Here is a 12,657-nt window from a genome sequence, read left to right as displayed (position 1 = left end):
ACCTGCTGACCCACATCGATCTCGACGTGCATGAGGAAGCACGGCCCACAACCCCATGAGCGCCAACGAGAACGGGCGGGACTCCGTGAGACTGGAGGCCCGCCCGTTCGTACGATGTTCGCCTTGGTCAGCGGCCGGAATCGCTGGTCAAGATCGAGTGCCCCCTGCAGGATTCGAACCTGCGCACCCGGCTCCGGAGACCAATGGCTATCAGCCCTGCTACCTGGCGAAATACCCCGTGCGTGGTCGGCCCGGTGCGTCCACAGTGCGCGCCTTCCTCGGCACGGCGCTTACCCAACGCCTTGGACGCCCTCCAGTGACACTTCGGGATCTTGAGGGGTCGAGGTCACATGGCGACGGCCAACGCGTGATCATTCGTGGCTGGTGAAGACAACAAAAGATCGTGCGGTGGCCGCGAGCCACAGCGTAGACCCTGATGGCTCCTGGAACACGTCGGCGGGGCCTGGTGAGTCACCACCGGATCCCGGCCGAGGTGCCCGGCCCGGCGGCCGGGCACCGGTCGTCGGGTCACTTGACGATGATCTGATGGGTGGCCTGGGCCGGTCCGGTCCCGCCGTCCCCCGCATAGCTCGCGAGGTAGCTGTACTTGCCGGCGCTGGCGGGCGTGTCGGTGAACGTGTACGTGCCGTCGGCGTTCACCCTCACCGGCGGGAGCTTGACGGTCTTACCGCTGGTGCCCTTGACATACAGGGTGCGCTGCACGGTGAGCGTGGACCCCGGAGAGGGCGGCCTGTCGCCCGCCGTCAGGACGCCGCTCAGCTCCACGGCCGTGCCGGCGACGCCGGACTGCGGCCCTGTCAGGGTGAGCGTGGCTTCGCGCTTGACCGTCACGGTGACGGAGGCGCTGCTGCGGCGGTGGCCGTCGTCGCCGTCCCAGAACACCCAGTAGATCACCTCACCGATGTACGGCGGCAGCTCGAAGACGGGCGTGTCCTGGAAGGTGAACGTGCCGTCCTGCCGCGTCGTCACGCCGGTGATCGGCAGTTTCGTCCAGCCGGGCAGGTACTGGATCACCGTGAGCGGCTTGAGCCCGAGCGCCTCGCCGTCGGCGCGGGTGAGCCGCCCCTCGACGGTGATCGGCGAGCCGGCGTACGCGTCCGCGGGGGCCGTCACCGTGAGCTTGGTGGCCGGTAGCGCGACGCCCGTCACCCGCCACAGCAGCAGCCGGTCCGTGGAGCTGCGCAGCAGTGCGAAGACGTCCGTGCCGGAGAACGCGACGCCGTCCAAGAGCAGTTCGGCGTCCGGCTGGTCGGCCGCGAACAGCTCCGCGCCCGTCGCCGCGTCGTAGAGGGTGAGGTCGGTGCTGCCCCACTGGCGTCCGGCCGCGACGTAGGCGCCGCCCGAGCCGAGCGCCACGGCGGACGGGTACCCGTCCCAGCCGTCGCCGTAGGTGCCGGTCGCCGCCAGGGTCCTGGTGTCGTACCTGGTGAAGTGACCGGGGGTGTCGGCCGCGCTGAACAGGGTGCCGCCGTCGGAGCTCAGGGTGAGGTCGCGCAGGTAGTCCATGCGCCACTCCTCGCCGTCGATCGTGCCGCGCAGCGCGGGGGCGCCGTCGCCGACGTCGTAGACCAGCATGTCGGCGTGGTGCAGGGCGGTCTGGCCGACCACGAGCGTGTCGCCGGCGGCCGCGAGCACGGGAGGCCGCAGGTGCTCGCCCCCGACCGCCACGGGCGCCGGGGCGCTCGCGCTGAGATCCAGGCCGACGACGCCGCCGGGGCCGTTGTCGCATCCGTGCCCCACCCACAACCGCTCGCCCAGCAATGCCAGGGTGGACGGGCAGGGGTGGGCCGACAGGTCGATCCGGCGGGTGACGGCGAGGCTCGCGGTGTCGATCTCGGCGACCTCGTTCGAGCCGGTGAGAGCCGCGTACAGGCGGGTGCCGTCCGCGTTCACGGCCAGCTCTTGGACGCCGGGCAGGCCGGTGACGACACCGCCGGTGAGGTTTCCGTCAGTGCCGGCCACGATGATGCGGTCGCCGGCCGGAACGAACACCCGGCCGCCGCCGACGGCCAGGTCGGCGGTGTAGGAGTCGGTGACCCCGAGGTCGGTGGTGGTGCCGGCCGCCGAGGCGGCGGGGGCCGTGACGGTGAGCAGGCCGGTGATCAGGCCGGCGGCGCCGCAGTGAGCGGCTAATCGGCGAACCAGGGATGGGGACACGAGAGCCTCCTGCCGACATGGGAAAGTGTGTTCTAATAACGTCTCACGGGTGCTCCCACGTCAAGATCATTCGGTCGCGCGACACCAAACCGTGATCAAGCACCCTCCGGGGTTCGAGACCGGGACGATTGTCGGTGCCCGCCGACATAGTCGTCGCCATGACGATTCCCCTCACGCGAGTCCGCGCCGTCCGCAACCACGAGCCGGCGCTGGACGGGATGACCCTGCGCTGCAGGAAGACCGGCGGCCAGCTGCTGGCGTCCGTGCCCAGGGCCGTGCGGTCCAGCCCGGTCGGTGAGCGGTTCGCGGCGCTGCTTGAGCACCTGGACGGGCACGAAAAGGAGTGCCGCGCCACCGTGGAGTCATGGATGCTGAACGGGCTGCCGGTGCCTGCCGGGCTCCTCGCCGGGGTGTGGCCCGACCCCTGGTGGCGGGCCTGCCTGCGGCACCTGGTGGTTCCGCGTGGAGGGGCGGGCCGGGCTGCTGGAGGAGGTGTCCGAGGACGGGCGGGTGAGCGTCAGGACGGCGGACGGTCGGCGGTTCAGGGGGCACCAGGCCCTCGGCCCCGGCGAGCGGCGGGTCGGCCCGGACGGCCACAGGTTCCATGACGGCCGGGACTTCTGGTGGCACACCGGCACAACGACAAGGACGGGCGCCTGTTCCGCACGGAACGCGGTGCGCTCCTCCAGGCAACTGCCTACTCTCGCACGTGGCGCGCCGCGCGGCCCCTGGCGCTCACACCGGCTCAGGTGGAGTCAGACCTCGCGCGACGGCCGTACGACCTGCTGGATGCTGGCGTGTCCATGCGGCTGAACGCCGGAGTCCCGGCTACACAGGTCGCCGAATGGGCGGGACACAGCGTGGAAGTCCTCTTGAAGATCTACGCCAAGTGCGTGGACGGCCAGGATCACGTCTGGGGCGGCATGCTCGACCGTGCCCTTGAGGACGGAGAGAGCACCTAGCCACAAGATCGCGTGGCCCCTCGCAGAGGGCCACGGGCGGGGGCTTGGGGGTGGGGTTGCAGGTCAGAAGGGGTGCCACACTTCGTGGCACCCGCCGTGGCCCCCCTCGTGGCCCCCCTGTGGCACCTGCCGTGGCACCCTTCTGGAACCCTGGCGGCAAGATCAAAAGTTGCACACGGGTGCATCCCACGCGCAGCCGTGCGCGCGAGGAACCCGGTGCGTCCCTGGTGCGTGGCCGAGGAGAAGTCCCGGGGCCGGACCGTGCTGCTGTCCAGCCACATCCTGTCGGAGGTCGAGGCGCTGTGCGACCGCGTCACGATCATCCGGCGCGGCCGCACGGTCGAGGCCGGCCCCCTGTCCCAGCTACGCGGCCTGGCCCGCAGCCAGGTCACCGCCGAGCTGGCCTCCCCACCCGAGGGGCTGGCCCGGATGCCGGATCTGCACGCGGTGCGCATCGAGGGAAACCGGATCTCCTTCGAGGTGGACCGCACCCGGCTGGACGCGGCGCTGGCCGAGCTGATCAGGGTGGGCGTACGCGACCTGACCTGCACCCCGCCCTCGCTGGAAGACCTGTTCCTGCGCCACTACGAGAGCGAGAAGGCGGAGCGATGAACGGCACCTGGACCCTGACCAAGCTCGCACTCAAGCGTGAGCGCTTCATCGTCCCGCTCTAGCTGCTGCTGCTCGTCGCGCTCGCGGCCGGGCAGGTCCAGCGGTACGCCACCGGCATCCCCGACATCGCCGCGTTCGCCCGCGAGATGGCCGCGAACCAGGCGCTGACCGCGTTCGCCGGCGAGGTGCACTCCGCCACCCTGGCCGGCATGGCGGTCTGGAAGAACGCCGACGCCATCTACACCATCCTCGGCCTGATCATGATCCTCACCGTCGTCCGGCACAGCCGGGGCGAGGAGGAGTCCGGCCGCGCCGAACTGGTCGGCGCCGGCGTGGTCGGCCGCCTGGCGCCACTCACCGCCGCGCTCGCCATCACCTGCGGCTCGGCCGTGCTGGCCGGCCTGCTCACCGCCGCCGCCATGACCGCGACCGGCGCCGACGCGGCCGGCTCGCTGGCCTTCGGCGCCGCGATCACCGCCGCCGGCCTGGTCTTCACCGGCATCGGCGCGGTGGCCGCCCAGCTCACCCAGAGCGCCCGCGCGGCGATCGGCGTGGCCGCGCTCGGTCTCGGTGTCAGCTACGTGCTGCGCTTCCTCACCGACGGCAGCGGCCTGACCGCGCTGAAGTGGCTGTCCCCGCAAGGCTGGTCGCACCTGGTACGGCCGTACGGGGACAACAACGTGGCCGTGCTGCTGCTCAGCCTCGCCTTCACCGCCGCGGCCCTCGCACTGGCCTACCGGCTGCTCACCCAGCGCGACCTGGGCCACGGCCTGATCCCTGAACGTCCCGGCCCGGCCATCTCCGACCGGCTGCGCAGCCCGCTGCGCCTGGCCTGGCGGTTGCAGAAGGGCCTGCTCGGCGGCTGGATCGCCGGATACGCGATCGCCGGGCTGGTCCTCGGCGCCCTGGCCACCTCCGTCGAGGAGGTCGCCCGGCAGGGCGCCGCGGTCGAGGAGTTCTTCCGCCGTTACACCGCCTCGCCCGAGGCCACCATGACCGACGCCTACCTGTGGCTGATCGCGCTCAGCCTCGGCTACGTCTCGGCCCTCTACCCGCTGCTGGCCCTGCTGCGGCTGCGCAACGAAGAGATCAACGGCCGCGCCGAACTACTCCTGTCCACCCCGGTCTCCCGCGTGCGCTGGGTCGCCGGCCACCTGCTCTTCGCCCTGGCCGGAAGCGCCCTGATCCTCGCCGCCGCGGGGCTGACTATGGGCTTGGTGGCCGGGGCGCCCGGCAAGGTGCTCGCCGGCGCCCTGGTGCAGGCGCCCGCCACCTGGGTCCTGGCCGGGATCGGCGTCCTGGCCTTCAGCCTGCTCCCTCACGCCGCGGCCGCGATCTCTTGGGCGGCCTTCCTGTTCGTCAACCTCTTCGGCGAGGTGCTCGGCCCGATCCTCGGCATCGACTACTGGATCGCCAAGCACGCCGTGCCCTACCCCAACCTGCCCATGGTCATCTCCGGCGAGCCCTTCACGGTCACAGCCATCGCGATCATGACAGGCGTCACGGCCGTTCTGGTTGCGGCTGGCCTTGCCGCTGTCAGGCGCAGGGCGCTCATCTGAGCCTCAAGGATCGTCGCGGCGAGCTCCGCTGCCGACGGCACCCGGATCATCCAATGGCCCGAGAACGGCGGCCCCAACCAGGAATGGCAGCTCACCACCGTGTGACAGCGAGACTGCGTCGGCGCGGGCCCGGAGCCCGGCATGCGAGCAACGGCCCGTGCCGATCGGAAGCGTCTTCGGTTCTCCGTGTTTACCTGAGCAAAACGGACATCGGCGTAGCCTCGTCGCCTGCCGGCCCGAGGCCGGGGCGGGGATCGGGCGCCAGTAAGGCACCCGGCCGTGACCGAACATTACCATGATATTACTTCCAGTCACAAAAGATCGCCCATCCCGACGACGGCCTTCAACTCAGCTGTCTCACATTGCTCATGAAAGTTTCATCGGCAAAGTGAGCCACCACTGCTGAGATAGGCAGTTTCCTCCCTCAACCTGCCCGGAACGCGGCTGATCCAGCAGGGCTCCGGTGCGCCGCGGGCACCGCATGGCGGATTGCGCCGGGCCGCCGGCAACCGGCGCGGAGCCGGAGACATCGGCCCTGACCTGGCAGATCGGACCAAGAGCTGCCAGGTGGCCCCGTACGCATGACCGGCGGCGTCCCACCGCGACCCGCGGGAAGTCCACCATGTCGCGGAAGATCGCCCGGCGCCGCGGCGCTGGGCTGGGGGTGGGCGAAGAGGTGCGCCTTCCGGCGCTCCATCGACTATTGCGAGACACCCATGTTAATGCGACATTACTCCTAAACATCAGTCGGCATACGTCATACGTTACATTCCGTAACGGCACGTCTGCCACGGATTCTTAGGGCGTGTTATGAGGAGACCTCGCGCCCCGGCGGCGTGACCCTCGTCAGCGCGGGGCCGGAGCGGACGGCCAGGACTCCTTCCGCACCGGCAGACTCGTCCTTCGCGTACTGCAGAGCCCATGAGCCGCCTGTGACGAATGCTCGGTGCGCAAGACGGCCGGCGCCGCTCATCCGGCGGTAAGGACATTCGGCCTTCTCGACGACGAACCCGCCGAGGCCCACGCGCTACGGCATTGCCGCGCATGGCGTGAGGGCGGCCCGCCCCTCGGCCGGAAAGGTGCGCGGCCCTCCGATCGATGTCCGCAACGGCAAGACAAGCCGCCACGCCCGCGCAAAGGCACACTCCGATGAGCTCTGCTGAGGCGGGGTGATTTCGCGGCGAAACTCTTCTCGAAACCAGCGAAAGGAACAGAGTGTGATACCAGCCCTGCCCACCACTGGGAAGGCGTTAGCGGCGCTTGCGGTGTTCGTTGCCGCGGTGTTGCTGCCGACGTTCACAGGTAATGCCTCGGCCTCGGCGGCGGCCCAGGCAACCTACTATGTCGCCCCCGACGGCAACGACGCCAACCCTGGAACGATCACGTCACCGTTCCGAACCCTGCAGCGCGCGAGGGACGTCGTTCGCACGGTGAACGCCGACATGACAGGCGACATCTACGTGTATCTCCGCGGGGGCAACTATCCGGTCGGCAGCACGATCGACTTCACGCCGGCCGACTCCGGCACGAACGGATTCCGGGTCGTGTACGCCGCGTACGAGAACGAGACGCCAGTCCTCAGCGGCGGTGTTCAGGTAACCGGATGGACGCAGCACAGCGGTAACATCTGGAAAGCCCCGCTGAATCGCAGCAACAAGCTCCGTGCGCTCTATGTCAACGACAAGCGAGCGTACATGGCTTCGAAGACGATAAACTCGCAGGGGTGCTACGGAAATTACACCGTCACGGCCGGACAGGCGTCCTGGGCGTGGGAATCGGGCTCGCAGTGCGCGGGAGCGAAGTACAGTCTGGGCGATTTCCCCGCTATCGCCGCCAACCAAGACGACATCGAAATAGAGACGGCGACGACCTGGACCACGGCCATCGTGGGAGTCCGGCAGGTCACCTCTGACGGCACGAACCGTATAGCTCAGTTCCAGCAGCCGGGAGCGGCTATCGCCCAAGGCGCCTTCAACGGGAACGCCCAGGTCGGCGGCACCCACAAGGTCATGAACGCCTACGAGTTCCTGGACACGCCGGGCGAGTTCTACTTCGACAAGACGAGCCGGACGTTGTACTACTACAAGGCAGCCTCCGAAGACCTGGCGACCGCGACGGTTTTCGCGCCGAACAATGTGTCCACCCTTCTCAGGGTCGCCGGCGCCTCCACCAGTTCTCGCGTCCGAAACATCACATTCTCCGGCCTCACGGTCCAGCACTCCGACTGGAACCTGTTCAACGTGGCCGGCTCGGCGTTCAAACAAGCCCAGCAGGGCAATCTCGGCGCACTCGCATATGCCAAGCAGAACTTCCACGTCTATTACTACCGCAATGTCGACATGGCGCCCGGCATCATTCAGATCGACAACGCCGACGGCCTCGTCCTGCAGAACAACCGGATACAGCACACCGGCGTCGACGGAATCACCATGGCCAACGACGTGGTGAACTCGCAGTTGATCGGAAACTACACCAACGACATCGCCGGATCCGCTATCGTCGTCGGCCATCCCCAGCATGTCTACATCGGGGACCACACCGCGACGAATCGCGAGAAGTATCCCGCTCAGGTCGAAGGAGCGCCCAAGAACATCGAGATAAAGAACAACTACATCTACGACAGTGCTGTTCTGTTCAACGGGCACAGCCCCATCTCGGCGTACTTCGCCGACAGCTTGACCATCCAGCACAATCGCGTCGAGAAAGCCCCGTGGTCCGGCATAACGCTCGGCTGGGGGTGGTGGAACTTCGACGGATCGTCAGGCTCGATCCAGCCCAACCGGCCGACCACCACGGCGAAGAACAACAACATCAGCTACAACCACATCATCGACACGGTGCAGCGCCTGGGCGATACGGCTCCCATCTACACGCTGGGCAGCCAGCCGGGAACCACGATCAACAACAACTATCTGCAGGGCGTCCCGGCCGGCCACAAGTACGGACTCCACCCGGACGAAGGCTCAGCGTTCATAACCTTCCGCGACAACGTCCTGAGCGTGGACAAGAATGTCACGTGGCTCATCAACTCCGACGACTTCGGGCGTAAGCATGATCTGAGCATCACGCAGACATACGGCCCTATCAACAAAGTTTCCAACAAGAACCTGCCGAACAGCACGGTCCAGGACATCCTCGTATCCTCCGACTACGTCTGGCCGTCGCAGGCCTATGGCATAGCCGTGAACTCCGGACTCGAGGACGCGTACAGGAATATCATCCCCCAGAGCAATCTTTCTCTGCCGGATTACATCCTGCCCGCCAGCACCTTCGTAGGCGCCGGCGTGACATCGATCCCCATCCGCAGCACCGGCGATGCGAGCAAGACGGTCTGGCTGGCCCCCTCGGGCACGACCTCCTTCGTCGTCGGCAACACGATGACCCGGGCAAGCGGAACCGCGACCTCCATTGCCGTTCCGCCGTCGACCGGTGAGTATCGGCTCTACGTCGTGGACGCCCAGGGGAATCGATCGGCTGAGTCGAAATCGCTCGTCAGGCAAGGAAACGGCGGGAGCAGCCAGCAGAACGTCACGATCGTGGGCGGCCAGTCGGGTCGATGCGTGGACGTCAGCGGCTCTGCGACCAACGGCGCCCAGGCGCAGCTGTGGGACTGCAACGGACAGACCAACCAGCGGTGGACGTACACGTCGGGCAAGCAGCTGCAGGTGTTCGGCAACAAGTGCCTGGACGCCTACAACCGGGGCACCTCGAACGGCACCCAAGTGGTGATCTGGGACTGCAACGGACAGACCAACCAGCAGTGGAACCTCAATTCCAACGGCACCATCACCGGTGTGCAGTCCGGATTGTGCCTGGACGCCAACGGCGGCGGCACCGCCAACGGAACGAAGATCATTCTGTGGTCGTGCAACGGCGGCAGCAACCAGCAGTGGAGCCTGCGCAGCTGATGTGAGGTCCTACCGGGCCGCGGACGGTCAACCGCCCGCGGCCCACCCTGCCGACGGTCGGGATTCCATCCGAAGGCGCTGCGGTGTCAATCCCCCGAAGATGAAAGCGCGGAGGCGATCCTCTGCCAGGGGGCCAGCTCGGGGTCCGCTAAGGTCGCGGGATGGTGGTCCTCATCGCATGCCGGCTGCCGAGGTGGACATCTCTCCGGATCTCGTACGGCGACTCTTGGCCGCTCAGCATCCTGACCTCGGCTCACCTGCCCATCGAGGTGATGCGGCCAGTCGGACTCTGGCCGACCTGGACGCGCGGATCGAGCGACTGCGTGCCCCCTGCAGTGTGCTGGTTCAGGACATAGGAAACCCATGTTCGCCGGTATTCGGTAGGCGGCAGTTCGATCGGCACATTCCGCGCCGCACCGCGCAGCTCCTGGTGTCCAGCGCCAGGTCGTCCACCCGGAGCACGTGGTCGTCGGGCTGCCGTCCCCGCGTGCGGCGCAGCACCGCGTCCACCCGGGCGGCGACCTCGTCCAGGCCGAACGGCTTGGCGATGTAGTCGTCACCACCCGCGGCCAGCCCGGCGACCACGTCCTTGCGGCTGCCCCGCGCGGTCAGGAACACCACCGCAACCTCGAGCCCGTCGGCGCGGATACGGCGCAGCACTTCGAAGCCGTCCAGGTCCGGCAGCATCACGTCGAGCAGGATCAGCTCCGGCATGAACGTGCGGGCCGCGGTGAGCGCCTGCCGCGCGGTGACGGCGGTGCGCACCTCGTGCCCGATGTGGCGAAGGTAGCGGGAGACGGCGTCCACGATGGCGGGCTCGTCGTCCGTCCGGCCAACCCGCGTTGGTGGCTCTACGGCGGCGCGGTACGCAAGCTCCTCCGCAACCTCGTCCGGCGCGGCCCGGCGCAGGCGTGAGAGATCTTCCGGCTGTCCACCGGAGCGTGGCTGGATCATCGGGTCAGCGACCGCTACCTCAGCCGGGAGCAGTTCGAGCGGATCTACCGGGAGGTCTTCCCCACCGCCCGCTTTCATGATGTGGGCCCACACGCCATGATCTGGGACGCGCCCGCGACCGCAGACAGCGGTCGCCGTTGATGATCATGTGAAGACGTCGCCACCGGACGGACACGGCCGCCACGCCACCGGCAAGAACGGGCATCTGAGAGCTACGCTGCCGGCCATTGATCACTTTGGAGGTTATATGGATTTTGGGGTGCTATGCGTGCACACGCATCCGGACGACGAGGCGATCTGGACCGGCGGAACCCTGGCCAAGTACGCCGACGAGGGCGCCAGAACCGCCGTCGTCACGTGCAAGTGGACCCAGGAAGCCCAAGGGGCCGGAGAACTGGAGCGTTCCCTGGACATCCTCGGCGCGGGCAAACCGAGGCTGCCCGGCTACGCCGACGCCCTCAAGCCGGAATCCGCGCCCAGCAGCCCGCGTTTTCTGGACGTGCCTCTCAACGAGGCGGTGGGACTGGTCGTCGAGCACATCAGGGAGTTCAGGCCCGATGCCGTGCTCACCTATGACGGCTACGGCTCGTACGGAAATCCGGATCACGTGCAGGTAGGCCCCCTGGTGGGCGAGGGCACGTCCGGCGGGCACGGCCAGGGCACGCCCCTCGGAGAAGACCACGGGCCCGGTGACGATGTCGCCTTCCCTGACCGTAGCGGCGGTAGAGGCTGCCGATGCCGACCCCGGCGGCCGCTGCGATGGCCGCGACCGAAGCGTGTTCGCCGTCGGCCGCCAGCACCTGGCGTGCCGCTTGCAGGAGGGCCCGGTCGTTGCGCTCGGCTTCCGCCCGCCGGGGGCCGCGGCGCTTGGATTCGGTCATGCCGGCAGCATATCGAACTTGCGGAGCGAATTACTCCGGTTATATGGTCCTCCCAAGCGGAGCGTTTTGCTCCTATTAGGGAGGTAGTCATGCGTGCTGTGGTCATGGATCGCTTCGGCGGGCCGGAGGTGCTGCGCGTCCGGGAGGTCGAAGATCCGGTGCCCGGACCGGGGCAGGTGCTCGTGGCGGTGGACTACGCCGGGATCACGTACGTCGAGACACAGGTGCGGGCCGGTCGCGGTCCCGCGGCCCGCCGGCGGCCGGCGCTTCCGCGCATTCCGGGCAACGGGGTGGGCGGGCGCGTCTCGGCTGTCGGCCCGGGGGCGGATGCCGCGCTGGTCGGACAGGCCGTGGTGACCACGACGGGCGGCACCGGCGGCTATGCGGAGCTGGCCGTGGCCCGGGTGGAGGACCTCGTCCCCGTCCCGGCGCAGGTGACGCTGCGGGATGCGGTGGCGCTGCTGGCCGATGGGCGGACAGCAGTGCTCCTGCACCGGCAGGCCGAGGTGCGTCCGGGCGAGTGGGTGCTGGTGGAGGCGGCCGCCGGTGGTGTCGGCAGTCTGCTGGTCCAGCTGGCCGCCGCCTCGGGGGCGAAGGTGGTCGGCGCCGCCCGCGGGCCGGGCAAGGAGGCACTGGTCGCCTCGCTGGGTGCGCTCGCCTACGTGGACTACTCCCAGCCGGGGTGGGAACGCGAGGTCGCCGAGCTGAGCAGCGGAGGCGTCGATCTCGTCTTCGACGGAGTCGGCGGCGTCGTGGGCGCGCAGGGCATGCGCGCCGTGCGGCCCGGCGGCCGGGCCAGCCTGTACGGCATGGCCTCCGGCACCTGGACCGAGCCGGCCGCTCATGTGACGGTCGTTCCCGACGGCGGCGCGCCGACCCCGGCGCAGACCCGGGCGCTGGCCGAGGAGGCGCTCGCGCACGCCGCGGCCGGTCGGCTGCGCCCGATCGTCGGTCAGACCTACCCCCTGGCCGAGGCCGCCGAGGCGCACCGGGCGATCGAAGCCCGCGCCACGATCGGCAAGACCCTGCTGATCCCATGAACACGCCGAACGCAAGCCCGGCCGCCTCTGCCGTGGCCGCCCGCGCCCTCCTGCCGCTGACCGCGACGGTCCTGGTGGGCGCGATGGCAGCGCTGCTGGACACCACGATCGTCGCGGTGGCGCTGGACGAGCTGGCCAGGGACCTGGCCGCGCCGGTGACGATGATCCAGTGGGTCACCACCTCCTACGTGCTGGCGATGACCGCCGTCATTCCGCTGGTGGGCTGGTCGGTCGGCCGCTTCGGCGCCCGCGCCGTGTGGCTGACGGCCTTGGGGCTGTTCCTGCTCGGGTCGCTCCTGTGCGGCGCCGCGTGGTCGGCAGGCTCGCTCATCGCCTTCCGGACGCTGCAAGGGCTGGGCGGCGGCATGATCCTGCCGGTGACGCAGCTCGTCCTGGCCCGGGCCGCGGGACCCGAGCGCCTGGGCCGGGTGATGGGCAAGGTCGGCTTCGTCGGGCAGATCGCCCCGATCTCCGGGCCCGTGCTCGGCGGCGTGCTGATCGACACCTGGGGCTGGCGCTGGGTCTTCTTCGTCAACGTGCCGCTCATCCTGGTCTCGATGGCC

At 68.9% G+C, this 12,657-nt stretch carries 11 protein-coding genes and 1 pseudogene; 8 read left to right on the top strand and 4 right to left on the bottom strand.

Going from position 1 to position 12,657, the window contains the following annotated elements; genetic code table 11:
* Positions 1-528 precede the first annotated feature (528 nt).
* The gene (locus ACFKCF_RS48435; RefSeq protein WP_394502350.1) at positions 529-2,178 is read right to left on the bottom strand and encodes a hypothetical protein; all 1,650 of its coding nucleotides are present in this window, start codon (positions 2,176-2,178) and stop codon (positions 529-531) included.
* Positions 2,179-2,336: 158 nt separating this feature from the next.
* Here ACFKCF_RS48435 and ACFKCF_RS48430 point away from each other — a divergent pair, with 158 nt between their 5' ends.
* The 3 genes from ACFKCF_RS48430 (at position 2,337) to ACFKCF_RS48420 (ending at position 3,752) form a co-directional block, all read left to right on the top strand.
* The gene (locus ACFKCF_RS48430; protein ID WP_394502348.1) at positions 2,337-2,786 is read left to right on the top strand and encodes a DUF4132 domain-containing protein; all 450 of its coding nucleotides are present in this window, start codon (positions 2,337-2,339) and stop codon (positions 2,784-2,786) included.
* A gap of 141 nt (positions 2,787-2,927) precedes the next feature.
* Positions 2,928-3,140 (top strand): hypothetical protein, encoded by a 213-nt coding sequence (locus ACFKCF_RS48425; RefSeq protein WP_394502347.1) that lies wholly within the window; start codon positions 2,928-2,930, stop codon positions 3,138-3,140.
* 216 nt (positions 3,141-3,356) lie between these two features.
* Positions 3,357-3,752, top strand: coding sequence for a hypothetical protein (locus tag ACFKCF_RS48420; protein WP_394502345.1), 396 nt, complete (start codon positions 3,357-3,359; stop codon positions 3,750-3,752).
* Positions 3,753-3,810: 58 nt separating this feature from the next.
* On the opposite strand, the gene ACFKCF_RS48415 is transcribed toward ACFKCF_RS48420, so the two are convergent.
* Positions 3,811-3,990 (bottom strand): hypothetical protein, encoded by a 180-nt coding sequence (locus ACFKCF_RS48415; RefSeq protein WP_394502343.1) that lies wholly within the window; start codon positions 3,988-3,990, stop codon positions 3,811-3,813.
* Between ACFKCF_RS48415 and ACFKCF_RS48410 the strand changes: the two genes are divergently transcribed.
* Together ACFKCF_RS48410 and ACFKCF_RS48405 are read left to right on the top strand one after the other, a co-directional pair.
* The gene (locus ACFKCF_RS48410) at positions 3,962-5,311 is read left to right on the top strand and encodes an ABC transporter permease (protein WP_394502341.1); all 1,350 of its coding nucleotides are present in this window, start codon (positions 3,962-3,964) and stop codon (positions 5,309-5,311) included. The two genes, ACFKCF_RS48415 and ACFKCF_RS48410, sit on opposite strands and share 29 nt — an antisense overlap.
* Before the next feature lie 1,217 nt (positions 5,312-6,528).
* Positions 6,529-9,219: a lectin gene (locus ACFKCF_RS48405; protein ID WP_394502339.1), complete on the top strand. Its 2,691-nt coding sequence runs from the start codon at positions 6,529-6,531 to the stop codon at positions 9,217-9,219.
* 345 nt (positions 9,220-9,564) lie between these two features.
* Here ACFKCF_RS48405 and ACFKCF_RS48400 read toward each other — a convergent pair whose 3' ends face one another.
* Positions 9,565-10,173, bottom strand: coding sequence for a response regulator transcription factor (locus ACFKCF_RS48400; protein WP_394502337.1), 609 nt, complete (start codon positions 10,171-10,173; stop codon positions 9,565-9,567).
* A 247-nt stretch (positions 10,174-10,420) separates the two neighbouring features.
* Between ACFKCF_RS48400 and ACFKCF_RS48395 the strand changes: the two are divergent.
* Positions 10,421-10,789 (top strand): annotated as a pseudogene (locus tag ACFKCF_RS48395) (PIG-L deacetylase family protein); the annotation flags it as partial.
* On the opposite strand, the gene ACFKCF_RS48390 reads toward ACFKCF_RS48395, so the two are convergent.
* On the bottom strand, positions 10,740-11,054 hold the full coding sequence (locus ACFKCF_RS48390) for a TetR family transcriptional regulator (protein ID WP_394502539.1): 315 nt from the start codon (positions 11,052-11,054) through the stop codon (positions 10,740-10,742). The pseudogene ACFKCF_RS48395 and the gene ACFKCF_RS48390 sit on opposite strands and share 50 nt — an antisense overlap.
* An 89-nt stretch (positions 11,055-11,143) precedes the next feature.
* Here ACFKCF_RS48390 and ACFKCF_RS48385 point away from each other — a divergent pair, with 89 nt between their 5' ends.
* On the top strand, positions 11,144-12,094 hold the full coding sequence (locus ACFKCF_RS48385; RefSeq protein ID WP_394502537.1) for a zinc-binding dehydrogenase: 951 nt from the start codon (positions 11,144-11,146) through the stop codon (positions 12,092-12,094).
* Positions 12,091-12,657, top strand: a 567-nt coding sequence (locus tag ACFKCF_RS48380; RefSeq protein ID WP_394502335.1) for an MFS transporter, incomplete at its 3' end; no start/stop codon positions are given. The genes ACFKCF_RS48385 and ACFKCF_RS48380, both read left to right, overlap by 4 nt.

Origin of the sequence: Nonomuraea sp. JJY05, from assembly GCF_043496855.1 — a bacterium.
In the GTDB taxonomy this organism is placed as follows: Bacteria; Actinomycetota; Actinomycetes; order Streptosporangiales; family Streptosporangiaceae; genus Nonomuraea.
This window is presented reverse-complemented; position numbering and strand designations above follow the sequence as displayed.